Source organism: Microbacterium sp. Kw_RZR3 (assembly GCF_029222405.1).
In the GTDB taxonomy this organism is placed as follows: domain Bacteria; phylum Actinomycetota; class Actinomycetes; order Actinomycetales; family Microbacteriaceae; genus Microbacterium.
In genome coordinates, this window is the sequence record NZ_JARHXC010000296.1 from 14,316 (window position 1) to 35,900 (window position 21,585).

Below are 21,585 nucleotides of genomic sequence, written 5' to 3' on the forward strand. Positions count from 1 at the left end.
GCTCTTGCCATGAGCGTGAATCTGCGGGTGGGTCCGATCGCGTATCCGGTCGGCCGCGCTGACTTCCTCGGGTCGTTCTTCGACACCGTCACGGTTCGGCTCGAGGGCGGTGCTCGCGGCTCGCGGTTTCCGACGCTCGCGACTCTCTACCGGGATGGTGAGTTGTCTCCGGATGCCGCCGAGCTCGCGCGCGCGGAACTGGTGAACGTCGAGCGCGAGCTGCGGCAGCACCCGCCCGTCGGCGTGGTCTGGGATATCGACAAGCCGGGCCTCGTTCCGCCGTGGGGGAGTGACATCGCCGAGACGATCACCTCGCTCGGCGACTACTTCGTGACGGCCGATGGGCGGCAGCTTCTGCGGTGATGGATGCCGCTCTGGATGCGAGCGCTCAGACGGGGAAGCCGTTGCGAATCGTCTGAGGCCTCCGAGTCGCTTCACCGAGCACTCCGCGCTCGACCCGGATCCACATGTTCGAGGCAATGGATTGACCCCAGCTGTTGGCGGTTTCGGCTCGCGCTGTATGTTCAGCTACGCCTCGAGGTTGCCGCGAGCTCGATTGAAGCTGGCAACGAACTCTGCACGGGTGTTGCCCAAGGGGAAGGCGATCGGACCATCCTGGAGCAGCGTGAGCCCCGCGTCGCGTAGGGGGCTTGCGAGCATTGGGTAGAGGTCCGCCTTGACGACCACCACACCATCGGGATTCAGCTGAGCCGCGCGCGCCACGCAGTTTGGCACTGACTGAATCAGGGAACGCCGTCGTTCTTGGCCGGTGAGAGCGTTGACAGGATGCGGGGCCAGGTCGATCAGAAAGAAACCATCAGATTGGAGCCGCTCGAGCCACGGGCCCTTTCCTGTTCGCTTGAGATCGTCCTTTGCGACTCCGTACATCGCCTCAACGACGCCTCGGAACAGATTGTCGGCGCCGAGCCTATCCGCGTAGAAGAACCGGCGATTGCTGAGGTCGCCGCGGTCGTCGGGGGCGCTCTCCGCAATCATCAGGAGCTTCACATGCTCCGGCTTCCAGCGAGCTCGAAGCTGCGAGTACCAGGGCTCTTCGGTGATCACGAGTGCCTTTGAGCAGGAACAGTCGTCATGATCGCGATCATACTTATCGCGACGTTGGAGCCACCGGGCACAGAGCGGATTGCCGCTCCTACCTAGGAAGCCCAGAACCCCAGAGCGCAGAGCAGCCGCGTCTCGTCATCGGCATCCGCGGGCGGCTCGATGGCTGGCGGGAACACGCCCCACTGCCGCCACTCGTCAGCGTGTGGGACCACGTGCTCGTTGAAGCCGGCGACCAGCTCGGGGGACAGGTGGAACGGGATGCCTAAGTGCTTCGCGATCGAGTACCCCTGGAACGCGCGGTAGGTCGCGAGGTGCGCGAAGCCTTCGCCGGCCGGGTAGTCGCCGTAGGTGAAGCGGAAGGTCTCGGCGATGTCGCCCGCCTTCACGGCTGCCGTCGCCGTGTCGTTGAGCGCGTCGTAGGAGGCGATGGGGTCGTCGCCCAGAAGTTCGGCATCGGCGTGGGGGTCGCCGTCGGCCGTCGCGCGGCCCGCGATGACGTCAGGGATTCACGCTTCGTCGTACGCGTGTCGCCCGAGGATGCCCAGCAGCGTGGGCGACTCGAGCTGGCTCCACTCCTTCGGCACGGGGGCGGAGAAGTCAGCGGGATCGAGCTGGTCGATGACCTCGCGCAGCGCGGAATCGGCGTCGAGAAAGAGGGTAGCTGGGGTCATGGTGGGGAGGGTACTCCGGGGGTCGGACATGGGTCAGAGCAATCCTCGAGCGCCTCAGGTCGGTGTCATAGTCCACAAGCTGCGCCAGTACAGGCGTGAGTAGACGCTGGCGGTGGCACTTCTGGTGTTCTCTTCGACCACCCCGCTGTGCGCCAAGACAGTTGAGCGTGCGTTCCCAAACGGCCGCTCACGATCATCTAGGCTCCGATACCACGGCCGAGCCACAACGGGCCTCAGGGGGATGTCATGACCATCGATACACGCCAGATCATCGGCGATTCCATCGACGACCTGGCAGAAGGCCTCCGTCCGTTCATCGAGCGGGTGTTCACGGAGCGTCTCCCTCAGGGGCCGTCGTGGGTACAGGTCATCGCTCACAAAGACGAGCTCGCGGGCAGACCCGCCTCACACCATCACGCGAACGATGTCGGACTGATGCTGCGAGTGATGACCGAGAAGTTGGGCAACCTCGGCTACCCCTTCGACGGGCATCTTTCGCGGCAAGCGACGAACTGGGCGAGTGAGATGCGCGAGGTGCGCAACAAACATGCGCACCAGGTCGAGTTCAGCCCCGCCGAAACCTATCGGGCTCTTGATTCGGCGGAGTTGCTCCTTCGCGAAGTGGGCGCGGCCGACGAAGCGCAGCGGATCGCGGCGCGCAAGCCGACGGTGCTGTCGGCGCTGGGCGGTGGATCCACCGGCCACACCCTTCCCGCGCCGCCGAGCGCGCCCCTTCCCGCGCCACCGGCTGTTCCCCTCCCGTCGTCGGCCGAGCCGGTGGCCACCACCGCGCGGCCCACAGAGTCAGCGACACCGCCGCTCACCCGCCGTCAGTTGCGCGAGCAGCCCGAGACGGACGCGTCGGTGCCCGCACCTGCGCCGACGCCGAGCGCGCGTCTTTCGCTCGACGCGGTCAGCGAGCTCAGCTATGCCATGGCGCACGCCCGCATCGTGCCCGTGCAGGAGGTACGGGTCTCGTACGCCGGGCCCGAGCTTCGCGGAGCGTCGCTCGAGATCGAGGCCGCGACGGCCAGTGGATCCCTGGGGGCTCCCAAAGTCGTGATCCTCGACCTCGCGCCCGGTCTCAAGACACTCGCGGGGCTCGACCTGCTCTCCCTCGATCCCGCTCCGATGCTTCAGGTTGACACGGAACAGCCTGGCTCCATCACTCTCACTCTGCGCGGACCGGACGGCGGATTGATCGCCGAGCATCGGCATCCGGTCACTGTGCTCGCCGCGAATCAGTGGATCGCCCGGGAGCTGCACCTCGGCCTCGAGCTCCTGGCATCCTTCGCTCAGCCGCAGGCGGCCGCGCTGACGCCCGTCCTGCAGCGTGCCTCGGACCTGCTGGGGCAGTCGAGCGGTCGCACGGAGCTCGACGGTTACCAGAGCGACAACCCGGCGAGGGTGGATGCCATGGTGGCGGCCATCTGGGATGCCGTGCGCGAACGTGACATCCGCTATGCGGAGCCTCCGGCGAGCTGGGGCCTGCGCGGTCAGAAGATCCGCACGCCGCAAGAGGTGCTCGAAGGGCGACTCGGAACGTGTCTCGACACGACGCTGACGCTCGCCGCGCTGCTCGAGCAGATCGGGATCAACTCGACGCTGTGGATGGTGAACGGACACATCTTCCTCGGGTACTGGCGGGAGAACGGCAGCCTCGGACTGCCCGCGACCACCGACAGCGAAGAAGCGGTCAACCTCACGAAGCTGGGCCGGATCTCGTTGCTCGAGACGACGAAGGTGACCGGCGGTCCAGCATCCGCCACGTTCGACGTCGCCCGCGCCGCGCCCCAGGTGTACCTCGAAGCGCGTCGGGACGAGATCCTCGGCATCACCGACGTGCGCGCCGCCCGTGAGAACGGCATCTTCCCACTGCCCAGTCGTACCGTGGGTCCCGATGGTGAGGTGACCGTCGTCGAGTATCGACCGCCGGATCGCGTCCTGGTGCCGTTCGTCGCCGACCAGCGCGATGCGCAGGGTCGCCCACTGGCTCCGCCGCGGGTGGCGCAGTGGAAGAACGCTCTGCTCGACCTGAGTCTGCGCAACCGGCTCATCAACTTCACGAGCCGTGCCGGGTACCAACTCGCGGTGCCGGGCACGGCACTCGGTCGGCTCGAGGACATGATCAACGGAGGCGCGAGCGTCACTCTTCTCGCGTCCGACGATGTTCCCGAGATCGCGCGAGAGCGTGGCATCCGCTTCGGTCGCGACCGCGACGAGGCCGAACGAGAGGCGCTTCTGGCCGACAAGAGGCAGGCGCACCTGACCGATGTCACACAAGCGGCCTACACAACGAGGCTGCGTGCACTGGCCGCGAAGGCAAAGACCGTCACCGAAGAGACCGGCGCAAACAACCTGTACCTCGCGTTCGGCACCCTGCGCTGGGAGTTCAACGACCGGCAGCTGCAATCGCCGCTCATTCTCGTCCCGGTGACGTTGGAAAGTGTGTCGCGTGGACAGTCCTTCCGTCTCGTCCTCGACGAGGCGGGCGCGTCCACGCCGAACTACTGCCTCCTCGAGAAGCTGAAGGTGAGCTTCGGCATCGAGGTCCCCGGGCTCGCGAATCCGACGACGGATGCCGCGGGGATCGACCTCGGCGCCGCGTTCGATGCGGTGCGCCAGGCGATGATCGACGCCAAGCGGCCCTTCGTCGTCGAAGACACCGTGCACCTCGGCATCCTGCAGTTCGCGAAGTTCCGCCTGTGGAAAGATCTCGACGACAACTGGGAAGAGCTCGCGACGAACTCGCTCGTCACCCACCTCATCAGTTCGCCGAATGAGGCGTACGTCGACGCTGTACCGGCGCCGGTCGACGTCGATCTCGACGCGCTCTCGGCGCAGGTTCCCGTCTCCGCGGACTCTTCGCAACTCGAGGCCGTTGTTGAGGCCGTGGAGGGCCGCACGTTCGTGCTCGAAGGTCCTCCGGGCACCGGCAAATCGCAGACCATCACGAACCTGCTGGCTCGGTCGTTGGCTTCCGGCAAGCGCGTGCTCTTCGTCGCGGAGAAGCGCGCGGCGCTGGAGGTCGTGAAGGATCGATTGGATGCCGTCGGGCTCGGCGCCTTCTCACTCGACCTGCACGACAAGGGCGCGCGGCCGAATGCCGTGCGCGAGCAGCTCAGGGCAGCGCTCGACGCCACCGCCCGGCCCGATCGAGCGGCGCTGTCCGCGCAGCGCGAGGCGGCGGAGTCCAGTCGGGGCGCGCTGTCGCGCTACGCGCAGCGGGTTCACGAACCGAACGCGGCGGGTCTGTCCCTGTACTCGGCTCGATCGCAGATGTTGGCATCCGCCGCGGACATCCCGCCCTTGGATGTGCCGCATTCCCTGGTTGCGTCGGGCGATCACATCGACCAGCTGCGCACACTTCTGCGAGAGCTGCCGGCGGTCAGCGATCTCGCCCGCCCGGCAGCGACGCATCCGTGGGGGTTCGTCGACGATCCCGATATCGACGCGGTCTCGCTGCATAGCGCGGCGCGCACTTTCGACGACGCGCTCGCGGCCGTCGGTCTGAGCGAACTGCTGTCTCGCGTGCGCGATCCGCAGCAGCTCGAAGCGTGGGCGGGTGTCGCTCGTGCGCCGCGCCATCCTCTCAGTGCCCTCGACCGTGTCCAGCTCCAGTCGATTGATGACCTCCTTCGGCGGCTGGCAGCGGCCGCAGCGCAGCCGCCTGCATGGCTCGGCCAGGTCGATCCGCGGGTGCTCTCGCGGGACGTTCGCGAGATTCACGCAGCCGCCCTGGCCGCGGATGAGTCGTCGTTCTTCGGTCGCAAGAAGCGTCGGCGTGCGGTACTCGCCCAGTTCGCGACCGACCTGCGCGTCGAGCAGGCCGCGATCGACCTGCGCAGCCTGTCGGCACTGACCGGCGCCATGGCCGAGACGGCCGCCCAGGTCGACGAGATACGTGGTGAGCTGCAGCGACTGCCCGTCGTCGTCGCGGCCCCCGACGTCAATCCCTACATGCCGGGCACAGCCGACCAGGTCGTGGCCGCCCTCAGGTGGGTGGGTTGGCTTTCGACAACGCTCGCATCCGATGCCTCGACTGCCGGAGATCTCCGCTTGGACCTGCGCCGGGTGTATGAGACGACGACCCCGGATGTGGCGGCGGCTGAGCGGTACGCGGCGCTCGCTGCGGCGTGGCGGGCGACAGTCGCTGCTGCGGGAGGTCGCGCGTCGCCTGACCAGCTCGCCGCCTGGGCCGGAGATGAAGGAGTCGCATCGACCTGGGAACGCACACGTGCGGCGCGCAACCTGGCGACGACCCAACCTGTCACCCTCGGCCGCTGGATCGACCTGCTCCGGCACGTGGAGCCCCTTCGGCGCCAGGGGATGAATGTGGCGCGGGAGGCGATTCTGGCCGGGCGCATCCGTGCCGACGACGCGGCGCTCGCCTTCGACAAGGGCGTCGCGGCGGCGTCCCTCGGTGAACGCGAAGACGCGACCGCGCTCAGCGACTTCGATCCCGCGGCGCATAACCGGACGATCGAACGGTTCGCTGCGAGCTCGGCAGCCATCCGCGGCGAGCTTCCGCGGGCTCTGCCAGCTGACATCCTCTCCCAGCGGCGGTTCGACCCGACCTTCGACGGCGGCGACATGGGCGCGCTCAAACGTCAGCTCTCGCGGCAGCGGGGTGGGGACAGCGTGCGGACGCTCATGGACAAGTACGGCGAGCTGATCACCCAGATCACGCCGTGCATGCTCATGAGCCCGGAATCCGTCGCGCGATTCTTCCCGGCTCGAGCCGGGATGTTCGACATCGTGGTGTTCGACGAGGCTTCGCAGATCCGCGTCGCGGATGCCGTCGGAGCGATGGGGCGAGCGCGATCGGTCGTGGTTGTCGGAGACTCCAAGCAGATGCCTCCATCGACCTTCGCGGAGGTGACGGCCGACGTCGATGAGGCGGAGGCGGATGCTGGTCTCGTGGCAGATGAGGAATCCATCCTCACGGAGTGCACCCAAGCACGGGTTCCGAGCAAGTGGCTGTCGTGGCACTACCGCAGCCAAGATGAAGCGCTCATCGCCTTCAGCAACCACCAGTACTACGAAAGCCGTCTGTCGTCGTTCCCGGCCCCACTGCGTGACTTCACCGCGTCCACACCCGGCGCGCTCGCCGCGACGAAGCCCGACTACGGAGTTTCGCTCGTGCGCGTCGACGGTCGGTTCGAGCGTTCGGGCGCGCGCGGAGTTCTTCGGACAAACCGCGTCGAAGCGCAGACGATCGTCGATGAGGTGATCCGGCGGTTCGCCGCTGCCGGCGACACCGCGCCGTCGATCGGCATCATCACGTTCAACGTCCAGCAGCGCGACCTCATCGACAACATGCTGCGAGACGCTCCGGATGAACGCATCGGCCGCGCACTCGACGAGCGCGATGGATTGTTCGTGAAGAACCTCGAGAGCGTACAGGGTGACGAGCGCGACACGATTCTGTTCTCGGTCGCCTTCAGCAAGAACGACCGCGGAATGCTTCCGCTGAACTTCGGACCACTGTCCCGCGCAGGGGGAGAACGCCGGCTGAACGTCGCGGTCACTCGTGCGCGGCGACAGGTCGTGCTGTACGCGAGCTTCGATCCCGCTGAGCTCCGGGCTGAGCAGACCTCCGCCCGGGGACTCAAAGACCTGAAGTCCTACCTCGAGCTCGCCGCGCGCGGAGTCGCGCCGACCGATGACTCCACGTCTCGTGCGCCCGTGATCGATCGCCACCGCGACGAGATCGCCGCGGTCCTGACCGAGCGCGGACTCGTCGTGAAGACGGACGTCGGGCTCTCGGACTTCCGTATCGATCTCACGCTGGCATCCGCGTCCGACCCCGCCCAGCCGCTCATCGCCGTTCTGCTCGACGGTGAGGGCTGGCGCGCGCGCCGCACGGTGGCCGACCGCGATGGCCTGCCCGTTGATGTCCTCGGCAGGTTGATGCGGTGGCCGGGGGTCGAAAGGGTGTGGCTGCCGGAATGCCTGGATGATCCGGATGCCACGGCCGACCGGCTCGTCGCGGCGGTTGAGGCCGCCAAGGCCGGCGTCCGGTCTGTGTCAGACGCGCCGGTGGAGCGGGTCGAGAATCTTGACGCGCTTCCGGCGGAGGAGCCGTTTGAGCCTCCGCGCGGGGCAATGCCGGCAGGACAGGACGACGAGGATGCCGTCACTGTGACGCATCCGCACGTCCGCCCCTTCGTGCCCTGGACGTCCACCGCGTCGGGGGGAGTCGCCGTGCTTGATGCGCTTCCGAGTCCATCTGCTGCTCAGCGGGTTCGCTCCGTCCTCGTGGAGGCGATCGTCGCCGAGGGACCAATCTCGCGAGCACGCTTGGTGAGGCTGGTGGCGGAATCGTTCGGACTGTCTCGTGTGTCGGGGCCCCGGGCTGCGTCGATTCTTCGGCTGATCCCGGATGCTCACACCCGCCAGGGTGACGAGCAGTTCGTCTGGCCGGTGGACCTGGATGTCGCCACCTGGCGAGATGTCCGGACGAGCGCTTCGGGGGAGAGCCGACCGCTCGAGTCCGTGGCCCTGGAGGAGATCGCGAACGCGATGGCCGTTGTCGCTGAGCTCGGCGGTGGGGTGCGCGAGGACGAGATCAAGCGAGAAGCTCTGCGGCTGTTCGGTGGGAAGCGGATGACGACGCAGATCTCCGAGCGACTTGCCGAGGCTCTGACGGTGGCGGTGGCCACCCGACGGGTCGAGCTTGCGCCGTCGGGAGCCTATGTCGCCCGTTTCTGAGCGGCGACGATCGCGTTCAGCCGACGGCTAGAGTGACGTCGATCACCGTGAGGAGCGCATTATGGGGCGAGGGTTCGCCGTCGTCGATCTCGAAACGACGGGTCTGTTTCCGCAGAAACACGATCGCATCGTCGAGGTGGCGATCGTGCACGTGTCGCCCACCGGTGTCGTCGAGGGAGTCTGGGAAACACTCGTCAATCCAATGCGCGACATGGGCGCGCAGCGTATCCACGGCATCAGCGCCGCCGCGGCCGCGCGCGCTCCGGAGTTCGGCGCTCTCGCCCCGTCCATTGCTTCGCTCTTGCGCGGGCGGGTGCCTGTTGCGCACAACGCCAGTTTCGACGCACGGTTCTTGGCTCACTCGATGGAGCAGGCCGGCCTGGCGTGTCCCGATTTCGCTTACTGGATGTGCACGATGCAGCTCGCGGGAACATTCCTGCCGGGCAATCGGAGTCTCGCCGACTGCAGCGCTGCGATCGGATACGCGATGCAGAACGCTCACCGGGCCTCGGCCGACGCCCTCGCCGCGGCGGCGCTCCTTCGCGCTTACATCGGTGCGGGTCACGATCCCGCCTGGTGGGATGGGTGGCTCGCGACCCCGGGTGAGTGGCCGGATGAGCCGTTCGATACGACGGCCTGGCTGGCGCGCACGGACTCGGACACGGCGCCGCGGTCGGTTCTCGAGCGGTTGCACGTGGACGTCGCGACTGACGCCGCTGTTGACGACGGCGCCCTGAATCTCGATTACCTCGCTCTGCTCGATCGCGTCCTCCTCGATCGGTACATGTCCGCGACGGAGACCGATGACCTGATCCGTTTCGCCGCCGACCTGAACCTTTCGAGCACGGCAGTCCGCCGAATCCACCGCGCCTACTTCGACGGGTTGGTCTCGGCGGCCTGGGCGGACGACCAGCTCACCGCTGACGAGTGGGCTGATATCCAGAAGATCGGTAGCTTGCTCGAGATCGACGCGCAAACGATCGCCAGCGCCGCCTCGAAACCGGATGCCGCGGCGCCGACCCTTACCACCGGCTTCCGCCTGTCGCCGGGTGACACCGTCGTGATCACCGGCGACACGCGCCGAGATCGAGCGGCATGGTTCGACATCCTTACCCAGCGCGGTCTGATTCCAAAGGACAGCATGGTGAAGAAGGCCAAAGTGCTCGTGGCCGCCGACCCCGATTCGATGTCGGGGAAGGCGCGGCAGGCGCGGGCCTGGGGGATTCCGATCGTTACGGAGGAGGGGCTGGAGAGGTTGTTGGGGCTGGGCGCTGGCGAGTAGCGGCGGCGAGGGGCCTGAGAGCGAGGGGCGGCGCGCGGTAGGACTCGGCACGCGCCGCTCTTCGACCACATGGGGGGCGGGACCACCGAGTGTCGTGCCTAAACGAAACTCTCCGGTGAGGGGGATGTGCGTGCTCAAGCAGGGCGCCGTCATCGTCGGGTCGAGCACCATGCCCAAGTAGCGCGTGTTCTCGTCGGGGTGTCGCGCCTGTCGGGCATCACCCGCAGCTCATAGAACTTGAGTGGACGGTCGACGGCTCGATCTCGGGCGCGGAAGGGCCGCCGCGGGCGGCTTCGGCGTCGTGCACCTGGGCGCCGACATCGACGGTTTGGTGCGTATGCCCGCCGCATAGACGGGTGTGGTCGCCCTCAATCCGAGCAACGGCCGCGTTCCGCTCGACAACCCGTACTTTGGGCGCTCGGCCGGCCTGCTCGCCCGCAACATTTGGTCGCCCTCGAGATCCCGCCCGTCTCGCGAACCTAAACCGCGGGTGTCAGAGTGGTCCCGGATATTGTGGAGGAGTCGCTGTCTTGGGGGTGTGCTGCGTAGATGCGGGTTGATTCACCACTGTGGCGCGTCATGGGCGATGCCGCCCAGGCGCAAGAAGCCGAGGCGCTGGACAAGATTCGCCAACTACTCCCCGATGACGGGATCGCTCGAGCCTGGGCGAACGTCACCTTCACTGACACCCAGGGGCGACTCAACGAGGTCGATGTCCTCCTGCTCACCCGCACCGGCCTGTTCCTAGTCGAGCTGAAAGGCTGGCACGGCAACATCACCGGTGACCAGCGAACTTGGAGCCTTGGGAACCGAATCGAAAAGAATCCGCGCCTCCTGGCGAACGACAAGGCGAAACGCCTGCGCTCCGTGCTGACGGATCTCGCGCGCACCTCGAACCTCCCCACGAGTGTTGTTCCCTTCGTCAATGAGTCGGTCGTCATGCATGGCCGCCGGTCGCGGATTCGACTCGACCGGTTCGGCGCTGAGTCTGTATGGGCGCTTAACGGTTTCGACGTTCAGGGGTTGGCGCCCGATCGCGCGTTTTCAGTCCTCCTCGCGCAGCCGCCGACGCGCGAAGCGATTGACCTCCCGCGCGCGAGGCAGATCGATGCGTTGATGGATGCCGCGGGTCTGCTGCCGCGTCCCCGCCAGCGCATGATCGGCCAGTACGCTCTCGATTCGGCCGAGCCGCTCGGCGAAGGCCCCGGCTGGCAGGACTTCCTCGTCACGCACCCCGACGGTGTGACGAAGCGCCGCATCCGGCTGTTCCCCTACCCGAAGGGCGCGGATCGCGATACACGCGCCGCCGTGGACCTGCGCGCCCGGCGCGAGTTCCGTCTTACCGACGGGGTCGTCCACCCCGGGATTATCGGCCCCCTCGATTTGCTTACCCCCGAGGAGGGCCCCGCGCTTCTCTTCGCTTACGACCCCGACGAGCTGAGCCTCGAGGATTACCTCGCGCAGCACTCCAACGACCTCCCGTTCGAGGCTCGCGAGCGTATCGTGCAGGACCTCGCCGAGCTCGTGCGCTTCGCGCACGGCCAGCGGCTCACGCACCGGGCGCTTTCTCCCGTGAGTGTGCGCATACGAGACACCGGTGATGGCTCTGTCACGGTTCGCATCCGTGATTGGGACTTGGCGCGTCGACCCGACTCCGGCACCACGACCGCGACGGTGGTCTCACGGGGCATCACCGATCTGGTCGGAGTCGTCGATCCCGCCGCGCTGCTGTACCTTGCACCCGAGACCCTGCGAAACGCTACCCCCGCCTCAGCTCAGACGCTTGACGTCTACGGTGCGGGCGCGGTTGCCTTCACGGTGTTGACCGGTAAGCCGCCGGCGCTGAATCTGCCGGCGCTCGAAGCGCTGGTGGCGTCGGATGCCTCGGGACTCGACCCGCGCTCGGTGATGCCCGAGATCTCTGACCGGCTGGCCGGCGTCATCGCGCAGGCGACGGCGTTCGACGAGATCCACCGCACATTGGATATCGCCGACTTCCAGTCCGCGTTCGAGGATGCGAGACGCGACACCAGCCACGACGAGCCGGTCGCTGTGCAGACCGACCCACTGGACGCGTCGGTGGGGGAGATCATCGGCGGCCGCTTCGAGATCGCCCGCCGTCGCGGAGCCGGTTCGACGGGCGTGGCGCTTGAGGTGCTCGACTACGAGGCTGGCCGCGAAGGCGACATCCTCAAGCTCGCGAAGGACGACGCGGCCGCCGCGCGCCTGCAGCTTGAGGCGACGGTGCTCGACCGGCTTGATCACCCGCGCATCGTGAAGCGGCTTGACGGCCCCGTGGCCGTCGGCACCCGCCAGGGCTTGCTGATGACGGATGCCGGCACCGAGACGCTCTCCGACCGCATCCGGCTCGAGGGCCGCGCCACGATTGAACAGCTGGAGCGATACGGCGCCGATCTTTTCGAGGCCGTCGCGCATCTCGAGCAGCGCGGTGTGTTCCACCGCGATATCAAGCCGTCCAACCTCGCCGTCAAGCCCGACCCGGGCACCCGCAAGCCGCGCCTCACGCTGTTCGACTTCTCGCTCGCCGAAGAACCACTGGCGAACATCAGGTCGGGGTCACGGCCCTACCTCGACCCCTACCTGGGCGTGGGCGCGCGTCGACAATACGACTCGGCGGCTGAGCGGTTCGCGATCGCCGCGACGTTGTTCGAACTGGCGTCGGGCGATCCCGTGTGGTGGCCGGCGGGTGATGCGCCGGCGGGCGCCACAGATGCCCCAGTGGTGCAATCCAGCATGTTCAACGCGGGCGTGGCGGACGGGCTCGTCTCGTTCTTCCGCACGGCGCTCTCGCCCGAGGCGGCCGATCGGCATCCGTCGTTGGATGCGATGCGAGCCGCCTGGGTGACGGCGCTCGCCGGAGCCGCGTTCGGCGACGATGTCGCAGAAGCGAACGATGCAAGGGCGGATGCCGCGTCCCTCGACACGCCGCTCGCCGAGGCCGGTCTCAGTGCGCGCGCCTTGTCGGTGGTGTCGCGCGTCAACGCGACGACCGTCGGTGAACTGCTCGGCGTGCCGCCCATGGTGATCAACCAGATCCGCGGGAGCGGCGAGCAGGTGCGTCGTGAGATCAGCTCGCGCATCAGGCAGTGGCGCGACCGCCTCGCTCACACCACCACGACAGCCGAGGTTCCGACAGGCAGCGGGCGGCGCGCGGTCGAGAACTTCCTCAGCGGCATTTCGTCCAAGCCAGGCGAGTCGCCCGATGAGCGTTTCAAGCGCCTGCGCAAGGGCGGAACGCTCAAGACCGCGGCCGACGATGTGGCCCGTTGGCTACGCGATCTCGAAGCCATCGCAACAGTGGACGAACTTGCGGCGAAGCTGCTTCGCGAATACGGATCTTCGATCGATGACGAGCAGCAGCGCACGAAGGTCGCAACCGCGGTCGTGCAGGCGATTCTTGAGCTTGATGCTCGCTACCGAGACCCGAAGTTCGTCTTCCAGCGGGCAGCGGATCGCGCCCGGATCGTTGTCGCCTATGCACCCGAAGACGGCTCAGGCATGAGCTTCGACGACGCAGAGACGCATCTCGAGACGCTTCTGAACCGTGCAGCGGTCGTGGACATGCTGCTCGCGGCCGACGACGTCGTGACCGCGTCACGCCTGCGGGAGGCCTTGCGAACCGATGACGAGAATCCGTTGCGGTTGAGTGACCCACGCGTCGCTCAACTTGCGATCGGACTATCGACGCGCGGGCGGATGTCGTCGATGGGCGAGGCGTACCGGGCGGACTTGTCGCCTGCGCGGGCGGTCGAGCATGCCTTGCGGTCAGCCGCCACGCGTGAAGTCGCGGTGGTGACCATTGAGCAGCGTGTGCGCGTTCGATTCCCTGCCATTGACAGAATCCCGCCGCGCCCCGAACTTGATGCCGCGGTGAAGGCGGCGATGCCACACCTCGAGTGGCGTGCAGAGCTTGGTAAGTACGCGCTGCGTTCCACTGATGCGGCGTCCGCGACTGCTACTGGATCGTCGACGACGTGGGGACGCGCGGCCGGCGATCCTGCCGTGGCTGCCCGGCTACAGGCGTCCATTCGCGACCGAAGTGCACTTGCGCTCGTCGTCTCTCGGCGACGGCCGTTGTCGCTCGCGACGACGATGCTCGCCCACGGGTACGACCTGCGGGTCGTCGACCTGGCGGATGTCGCGCTCGACGCACTGCGAGCGACGGCGGCCGACAAGCGCATCGACTGGCAGGTGGTGCTCGATGCCGACAGAGCGGATGCCGGCACTAGCGCCCACCGCAACCTGCAGCAGCTCGCGCGCCTCGCGATCGTGCCGGTGTGGAACGAGTTCATGAACTCGTCGCAGCCGATCGTTTTCACTAACGCGGCGGTGCTTGCTCGCCTCGGACTGGTCGACCTCATCACCTCGGTGATGGACATGTCCACCTCGCGTGCAGCTGCCCGCTGGTTCCTTCTCCCCCGTCCGCTGACAGGTAGCACACCCGACCTCGACGGCGTGCCGATGCCGTATGGGGCCGATGGCTGGCTGGAACTCTCGGTCGATGCCGTCGCACCGTCCGGTACCGCAGCAAATCACACGCCGACCATCGCCGACGGCCGTACCGCTCTCACCCGAAAGGCCGGCAACTCGTGATCGACTCCGCCGCACTTCTCGCCGACCTCAAACGCGAACTCAAGACGCTCGAGGTCGATCTGCGCGTGCGCGCAGAAGACGTCGACTCGGCGTGGGGCGCACGCCTCCGGGACGAGTATCAGCGCGCACAGGCACGTGAGCGCACGGGACTTGCCTGGATCGACTGGCGCGACGGCGAGGTGGCACAGGCCGGGGTCGCTTGGATCATCGCCGCGGTGTTCATCCGGTTCTGCGAAGACAACGACCTTCTCGTCGGTGCGATCAAGGATGGCCACCCGGTCGCTCAGCCCTGGATCGCAGCTCCGGGCGATGGACTGGAGCGAGCCGTCGAGAACGAGGCCGCGTTCTACGCCGCGGCGCCGACGATGACCTCGCGCGACTGGCTGCAGCAGGCGTTCGGTACGCTCGTCGATCTCCCCGCCGGGGGACCTCTGGTCGACCGGAATCACTCGGCCGTGTGGAACGCCGAGATCTCGGCGACGGCTTCGGACGGGCTGCGCGACTTTTTTCGACGCACGACTCCCGACGGCGCGCTCGTGCACGACTTCAGCGATCCCGCCCTCGGCACGCGCTTCCTCGGTGACCTGTACCAAGACCTCTCCGACTACGCGAGGAAGACGTTCGCTCTGCTGCAGACTCCCGACTTCGTCGAGGATTTCATCCTCGATCTCACCCTCACGCCCGCGATCAAGGAGTTCGGCCTCACCGGGCTCAAGCTGATCGACCCGGCGTGCGGTTCAGGCCACTTCCTGCTCGGTGCCTTCGATCGGCTCATGGCCGAGTGGTCGACCGCAGCGCCGGGACTCGACAGAGGTGACCGCGCCCAGCGTGCACTGGACACGATCCACGGCGTCGACCTCAACCCGTTCGCCATCGCGATCGCACGCTTCCGTCTAACAGTCGCCGCGATCAAGGCCGCCGGGATCCGCACCCTGGTTGCCGCGCCAGCCTTCCGCTATCACCTCGCGATCGGAGACTCCCTGCTCGGCGGGCAGAGCCCCGAGGCGAAGCTCGACATGGGAGACGGCGAGGTGTTCGCCTATCAGGCGGAAGACCTACAGGAGCACGCGAACATACTCGCTCCCGGCCAGTACCACGTGGTGGTGGCGAACCCGCCGTACATCCAGCCGCCCGATGCTGCACTGCGTGACACGTACCGGCAGCTGTACAAGACCTGTCACGGCAAGTACGCACTCTCCGTGCCGTTTATGGAGCTGTTGTTCCGGCTCGCGAAGCAACCGGATGCCGCTGGCGGCGCGGGGCACGTCGGGCAGATCACGTCGAACGCGTTCATGAAGCGGGAGTTCGGAAAAAAGCTCATCGAGCAGTTCCTCTCCGGCGCCTACACCGGTAGGACGCGACCGTCGTACGTCGACCTCAGTCACATCATCGATACGTCGGGTGCTTACATCCCCGGCCACGGAACGCCGACGGTTATCCTCGCAGGCCGACCCCGCAAGCCTCAGGCCGACAACGTGCGGGCGGTGCTTGGCGTGCGCGGCGAGCCGGGACAGCCCGCAGAGCCTGCACAAGGCCTGGTGTGGCGCGACATCGTCGACCATGTCGAACGGCCCGGCTACGACGGGCCGTTCGTGACGGTCGCTGACATACCCCGCGAGCGGTTCGCCAGCTTCCCGTGGTCCCTATCTGGTGGCGGAGCGGGAGATCTGAAAAAAGCTATCGAGTCCGCGTCCCGCAGAGATCTCGCCGAGGTCGTCGAGTCGATGGGGTTCGCCGCGATCACTGGGGACGATGAATTCTTCGTTCGCCGTCGGCGGGTGGGCTCCACGCGATGGGAACGCACGCCGATGCGCCTGTTCGTGGAAGGTGACACAGTGCGTGATTTCAGTGTCTCCGCAGATTCGCAGGCTATCTATCCATATCCGGTATCCGAAGCTCAGCAGTCAGCGAAGACATATTGGCCTTTCCGATCGACACTTCGCGCAGGGCTTGCGTTCCAACAGACTCGCGAGGATCGCGGTGCGTGGTGGGGAACCTACATCCTGCCGAACCCACGGAGGCTGTCGGCTGATTTTCTAATCACGTTCGCGTTCGTGGCGACGCACAACCACTTCGTGCTGGACCGGGGTGGCAAGGTGTTCAACCGTTCGGCGCCGGTGATCAAGTTGCCGGAGGGTGCCACCGAGGACGACCACTTCGACCTACTCGGCGTGCTCAATTCCTCTACCGCCTGCTTCTGGCTCAAGCAAGTCAGTCACAACAAGGGCGAGGGGGGCGGGGCCAGAGTCGATGCGGGATACGCCGCCGGTGGTGACGAGGCGTGGAAGAACACCTACGAGTTCACGGCCACTAAGCTCCAGGAGTTTCCGCTTCCACCGCTTTTGTTGCGCAGCGTCGCTTCGCGGGTGGACGAGCAAGCGCGACTTCAAGTCGAGGCTTCCCCGCGAGCGGTTCTTGCCTCCGCGCCAACGGATGTGCGTCGAGCGCTTTCAGAGGCATACGAGCGGTGGGATGCGGCTCGCCGTACACTCGTCTTTCTCCAGGAAGAACTCGATTGGCAGACCTACGTTGCGTACGGTCTCGCGGACGAGTCTCTGGCTCCTCCCATCACGCAGATGGTCCCCATTGATGCGAATGAGCGTGTCATGGATGTGGGGTTGGCGCGTGCAGTGGCCGCCGGCACCGAGAAGACTGCGTGGTTCGAACGGCACGGGCGTGAACCGCTTTTCGCGCCCAACCAGAACTGGCCGCACTGGTACGGCGACCTCTGGCAGGAGCGGTTCATCGCCAAGCAGAAGAACCCCGCTCTGAGGCTGCTAGAGCGCCCGGAATACAAACGACGTTGGGCGGGTGCGTCCTGGGAGGACCTCCTCGCCAGCGCGGTCAAGGATGCCCTGCTTGACCGGCTGGAGGCTGCCGAACTATGGCGAGACAGAGCCGGACGCCCCCTCGTCCGTTCCGCTGCGCAGGTTGCGGATGAATTGCGACGCGACGAACGAGTGCGCGAACTCCTGACGATTCACTCTGGCTGGGCTGACTTCGACTTGACGATCGAGGTCGGCAAGCTTCTTTCGGCAGAGGCCGTCCCGACGTTCGCGCCGCTGCGGTACAAGCCCGCGGGTATAGAGAAGTTCCGCTCGTGGGAGCGTACGTGGGAGTCGCAGCGTGCTGAAGACCGGGGTGAGCGGGTCGAGGTCCCCCTGCCGCCCAAGTACGGGCAAGCAGACTTCGTGAAGACGAGCTACTGGTCGGCGCGAGGAAAGCTTGATGTGCCCAAAGAGCGATTCCTGTCGTTCCCTGGGGCCCGGCTCCCCGACGACACCACCGAGCTGTATGGGTGGGCCGGGTGGGACCACTCCGAGCGTGGACAGGCGATCGCACGCCTCGCCAACGAACTGTCGAGGGCGGGCGCGCCCGATGAGCAGGTCATTCCGCTGATTGGCGCGTTGATCGAGCTGCAGCCCTGGCTCGATCAGTGGTACAGCGACATCGACTCGCGTTCGGGTGTGAGCCCGGCATCCGCGGTCTCGGGCGCGACCACCGCGCTGCTCGGTCGCCTCGGTATCGGTGCCGACACTGTTCTCGCGTGGCGCCCGGCCCCCGCGACTCGTGGAAGGAAGAAGGCATGACCTTCACGCTCAGCTCTCCGCTGCGGGATCTCATCGATTTGCCGCAGCGGGTCGAGGCCGCTGACTTCGTCATCAAGCTCGACGAGGGTGTCGCACGCCACGAGCAGACGATCCGCGATTACGTCGTGACCGACGCGATCGCCAAGGCTCTCGGTGAAGGGCTCGACCTCGTCGCCGGTTCATTGAGCAGACAGTCGTCTCGCGGCGCGTTCCTCGACGGGTCGTTCGGTTCCGGCAAGTCGCACTACATGGCGGTGCTGCATCTGCTGCTGTCGGGGCACATCGCGGCACGCCAGATCCCGGGGCTCGAGGGCGTCGTCGCTGCGCGGCAGGACACTCTCGAGAGACGCCTGCTGGTCGTGGACTACAACCTGCTCGGCGCGAAGTCGTTCGAAGACGCCCTGTTCGGCGGGTACCTCGCGACTGTGGCGGCGAAGCATCCCGATGCTCCTGCCCCGATCCTCCATGCGAGCGATGGGCTGCTTGATGCCGCCAAGGCTCAGCGCGCGCGCGACGGGGACGACGCCTTCTTCGCCGGCCTCGGCGGTGGAGATGCGGCGTGGGGGGACCTGGGATCAGCCTGGGACGCGGAAAGCTTCGACGCGGCAGCAAACGCCGCCCCGGGGCATCCGGATCGTGATCGACTCGTTGGCGACCTTGTCGCCGCGTATTACCAGTTCTATGTCCGTGCGGGCGAGTGGCTGCCCATGGCCGATGGCCTTCGAGCGCTCACCACTCACGCTAAGAGTCTCGGCTACCAAGGCCTTGTCTTCCTGATCGACGAGATCGTGCTGTGGCTCGGCCAGCACCTCGCCGACCAGGCCTGGGTGCAGAACGAGATCGAAAAGGTCGTGCAGCTCGCCGAAAATGCTGCAGCGAACCTGCCGATTCCCATCACGTCGTTCCTCGCTCGCCAGCGTGACCTGCGCGACTTTCTCGGAACGCACGTCGCCGGTGCTCAGCGCGTCGCACAGGGCCAGCTGTTCGCCTACTGGGAAGACCGGTTCGACAAGATCCGGCTGCAGGCCGCCGACCTACCTAAAATCGTCCAGCAGCGACTCCTTCGCCCTGTCGACTCCATGGCGAAGCAGACGCTCGGCGCCGCGCTCGCCGAGGTGAGGCGAGACTATGCGGCTTGGGGGTATCTGCTCTCTGACGATGCGAACTCGGACGAGAAGGCGTTCGCCGATGTCTATCCCTTCAGCCCTGCACTCGTCGACACGATGGTGGCGCTGTCGAGCCTGATGCAGCGCGAGCGCACGGCGCTCAAGCTCATGGCCGAGTTGCTTGCAGATGGCCGCGACACTCTGCTCGTGCGCGATGTCATCCCGGTCGGAGACCTGTATGCGCCGATTGTGCTCGGCGGCTCGCAGCCGCTCACCGATGAGATGAAGCGCCACTTCGCCGTCTCGGCGAAGTTCTACCGTGACAAGATGCGTCCCTACCTGCTGCGCAAGCACGCGCTCAGCGAGGGTCAGGTCGCGGCCCTCGACCGCGGGCATCCGTTCATCACCGAAGACAGACTCGCGAAGACCGTCCTCATCGCAGCCCTCGCCCCCGAAGCACGGTCGCTCACGAATCTCACCGCCGCCAAGCTCGCGGCGCTCAACTGGGGCACCATCTCGGCCTTCATCCCCGGCGACGAGGCGGGTCAGGTGCTGGGCACGGTGCGCCAATGGGCGACGGAGTTCGGCGAGATCAGCATCGGCGACGGCCACGACCCGATCATTACCGCAACGCTCAGCGGCGTCGATTACGACTCGATCCTGGAGCGGGTGAGCACGGAAGACAACCTCCAGACCCGGCGCGAGCTGGTGCGCCGACTCATCACCGACGAGTTGGGGCTGCCGGCGGCATCCGTCAGTCTCGTCGGTCTGCCGCTGAGCCACGTGTGGCGAGGCCAGAAGCGGTCAGTGACAGTCAAATTCGGCAACGTGCGCGACGAGGCCGAAGTGCTCGACAGCGATCTGATCCACGGCGACGAGCAGTGGCGGGTCATCATCGACTTTCCATACGACAGTGGCGCCTACTCACCGGCGTACGACGTCGTTCGGCTTCAGAAACTGCGGGACCAGGGGAGGACGGCGAACACGATCGCGTGGATCCCGAACTTCCTCTCCGACGCGCGGCAAGACGATCTCGGCAAGCTCGTGCTACTTGACTACCTGCTCACGGGCAGCCGGTTCGAGGCGAATTCCGACCATCTTCCGCTCGGCGACCGAGGACCGGCCAGACAGACCCTCGAGACACGGCAGCGTACCCTGCGCGACGGGCTCACCACGGCCCTGCGGCAGGCATACGGCGTCAACGCTCCCGACGACCTCAACGTCGACACGGAACTCGCCGGCAACCAGATCTTCTCGCCGCTCGTCGAGGGCCTTTCGATCGCACCGCCACCGACGGGGACGCTCCTGACAGGCCTGAAGCATGCGCTCGACACGGCCTGGAAGCACGAGTTTCCCGACCACCCCGACCTGGGTGGCGAAGAGGTCACGCTCCGCCGCCTGGGCGACGCGATGGAGCTGGTGTCGGCAACGATCGAGGCAGGCGGTCGGCGGCAGGGGCTCGGGGCTGCCGAACAGAAGCTGGCGCGCGACATCGTCGCGCCCCTCCGACTTGGTGCGCTGAACGAGAACGTCGTCGTCGTCGACGCTGCGCACTTCGGCTGGACCGCTGACTTCGCTCGCTGGGAGGGCGAACTCGGAGCTGGGATCACCGTCGGGGCACTGCGTGCGAAGCTCAGCGGCTGGGGCATGACGACGGCGATGGAGAACGCCGTGCTGCTCACCTGGGCGGCGCTGGGCAACTGGGAATTCGTCGGCGTCGGACAGCCCTCGCTGCAGTCCCTGCCCGACGGTGCCGCCGGCCGCAAGGCGAACCTGCCGACGAGCGAGGACTGGGAAGCCGCGAAGACGCGTGCAGGCGCGGTCTTCGGCGTGGCGCCGGAGACGAATCTGACGCCGCGTGCCGTCACGCGGTTTGCTGGCGCTGTGAAGGCGGAGGTCGCGACGAGCGCCGTAGCCGATCTCGTCGCGCAGCTCGACGCACACAGCTCCGTGCTCGGCATCGCCGAATCGGCCACCGCGGGACGACTCGCGACGGCCCGTCGATTGAATGACCTCATCACCGCGGTGATGAGAACTCGCAACGAAAAAGATCTCGTCGAGACCATCGCGACCTTTGATCTGCCGAGCGAGCTGAGCGCGTTCGGTCGCACGTTCGGGTCAGCCGAACGCCTCGCCCGCGAACTGGGCGGACTCGACTGGGGCATCGTCTCGGCGGCGCAGTCTCGGGCGGATGACGCGTTCGAGGCGGCGCTCGTCCAGCTGCGCGCCGCCGCCGCAGTGGACGAGTCGGTGGTGCAGCTCGAGCCGAGACTCAAGGACGTGGCCGCGAGGGCGCGGGTAATCATTGTGCAGCCGAATCCAGGCCCCGTGGCGCCGCAGCCCACGCCTGGGCCAGTGACGTCCGGGGATCCGAACCCGGCGCCGGGCGCGGGAGAGCCGCCGGAGGTGTCGGACGGCAATTCGGGGACGCGCCATGCACCGCTCACCGACCTCGACCGTGTGCTCGCGGAGCTGAAAGCCGACATCGGCCGCAAGGCGAGCGTCGGCGCCGAGGTCACCATCACGTGGAAGATCGAGTGATC

At 66.8% G+C, this 21,585-nt stretch carries 10 protein-coding genes; 6 read left to right on the plus strand and 4 right to left on the minus strand.

The genetic code is table 11. The features are described 5' to 3' along the window. The first annotated feature begins 9 nt into the window (after window positions 1-9). The gene (locus P2P98_RS16510) at window positions 10-363 is read left to right on the plus strand and encodes an Imm70 family immunity protein (protein ID WP_275801351.1); all 354 of its coding nucleotides are present in this window, start codon (window positions 10-12) and stop codon (window positions 361-363) included. A gap of 165 nt (window positions 364-528) precedes the next feature. On the opposite strand, the gene P2P98_RS16515 is transcribed toward P2P98_RS16510, so the two are convergent. The 3 genes from P2P98_RS16515 to P2P98_RS16525 form a co-directional block, all read right to left on the minus strand. Next, window positions 529-1,065 (minus strand): hypothetical protein, encoded by a 537-nt coding sequence (locus P2P98_RS16515; RefSeq protein WP_275801352.1) that lies wholly within the window; start codon window positions 1,063-1,065, stop codon window positions 529-531. 92 nt (window positions 1,066-1,157) lie between these two features. Further along, on the minus strand, window positions 1,158-1,451 hold the full coding sequence (locus P2P98_RS16520) for a hypothetical protein (protein WP_275801353.1): 294 nt from the start codon (window positions 1,449-1,451) through the stop codon (window positions 1,158-1,160). A 120-nt stretch (window positions 1,452-1,571) separates the two neighbouring features. Then, entirely contained in the window at window positions 1,572-1,736 is a 165-nt protein-coding gene (locus P2P98_RS16525; RefSeq protein ID WP_275801354.1) for a hypothetical protein, read from the minus strand. Window positions 1,737-1,982: 246 nt separating this feature from the next. Between P2P98_RS16525 and P2P98_RS16530 the strand changes: the two genes are divergently transcribed. Next, a complete protein-coding gene (locus tag P2P98_RS16530) occupies window positions 1,983-8,450 on the plus strand; it encodes a DUF3320 domain-containing protein (RefSeq protein ID WP_275801355.1) in 6,468 nt (2,155 codons plus the stop codon). A gap of 16 nt (window positions 8,451-8,466) precedes the next feature. On the opposite strand, the gene P2P98_RS16535 is transcribed toward P2P98_RS16530, so the two are convergent. Next, window positions 8,467-8,682: a hypothetical protein gene (locus tag P2P98_RS16535; protein WP_275801365.1), complete on the minus strand. Its 216-nt coding sequence runs from the start codon at window positions 8,680-8,682 to the stop codon at window positions 8,467-8,469. On the opposite strand from P2P98_RS16535, the gene P2P98_RS16540 reads away from it, so the two are divergent. From P2P98_RS16540 to P2P98_RS16555, 4 genes are all read left to right on the plus strand, one after another. After that, window positions 8,587-9,732 carry a 3'-5' exonuclease gene (locus tag P2P98_RS16540; protein WP_275801364.1) on the plus strand — a complete coding sequence of 382 codons (1,146 nt, stop codon included), beginning with the start codon at window positions 8,587-8,589 and terminating at the stop codon, window positions 9,730-9,732. The genes P2P98_RS16535 and P2P98_RS16540 overlap by 96 nt on opposite strands. Before the next feature lie 579 nt (window positions 9,733-10,311). After that, a complete protein-coding gene (locus P2P98_RS16545) occupies window positions 10,312-14,346 on the plus strand; it encodes an NERD domain-containing protein (RefSeq protein WP_275801356.1) in 4,035 nt (1,344 codons plus the stop codon). Continuing rightward, window positions 14,343-17,936 carry a BREX-2 system adenine-specific DNA-methyltransferase PglX gene (pglX, locus tag P2P98_RS16550; RefSeq protein WP_275801357.1) on the plus strand — a complete coding sequence of 1,198 codons (3,594 nt, stop codon included), beginning with the start codon at window positions 14,343-14,345 and terminating at the stop codon, window positions 17,934-17,936. Before P2P98_RS16545 ends, pglX begins: the two co-directional genes overlap by 4 nt. Further along, entirely contained in the window at window positions 17,933-21,583 is a 3,651-nt protein-coding gene (locus P2P98_RS16555; protein ID WP_275801358.1) for a hypothetical protein, read from the plus strand. The genes pglX and P2P98_RS16555 overlap by 4 nt, the downstream gene beginning before the upstream one ends. Window positions 21,584-21,585 lie beyond the last annotated feature (2 nt).

Excerpts from the sequence above, each read along its gene's own strand:
- P2P98_RS16555 (WP_275801358.1), top strand. The coding sequence starts at position 17,933 with ATGACCTTCACGCTCAGCTCTCCGCTGCGGGATCTCATCGATTTGCCG.
- P2P98_RS16510 (WP_275801351.1), top strand. The coding sequence starts at position 10 with ATGAGCGTGAATCTGCGGGTGGGTCCGATCGCGTATCCGGTCGGCCGC.
- P2P98_RS16545 (WP_275801356.1), top strand. The coding sequence starts at position 10,312 with ATGGGCGATGCCGCCCAGGCGCAAGAAGCCGAGGCGCTGGACAAGATT.
- P2P98_RS16530 (WP_275801355.1), top strand. The coding sequence starts at position 1,983 with ATGACCATCGATACACGCCAGATCATCGGCGATTCCATCGACGACCTG.
- P2P98_RS16525 (WP_275801354.1), bottom strand. The coding sequence starts at position 1,736 with ATGACCCCAGCTACCCTCTTTCTCGACGCCGATTCCGCGCTGCGCGAG.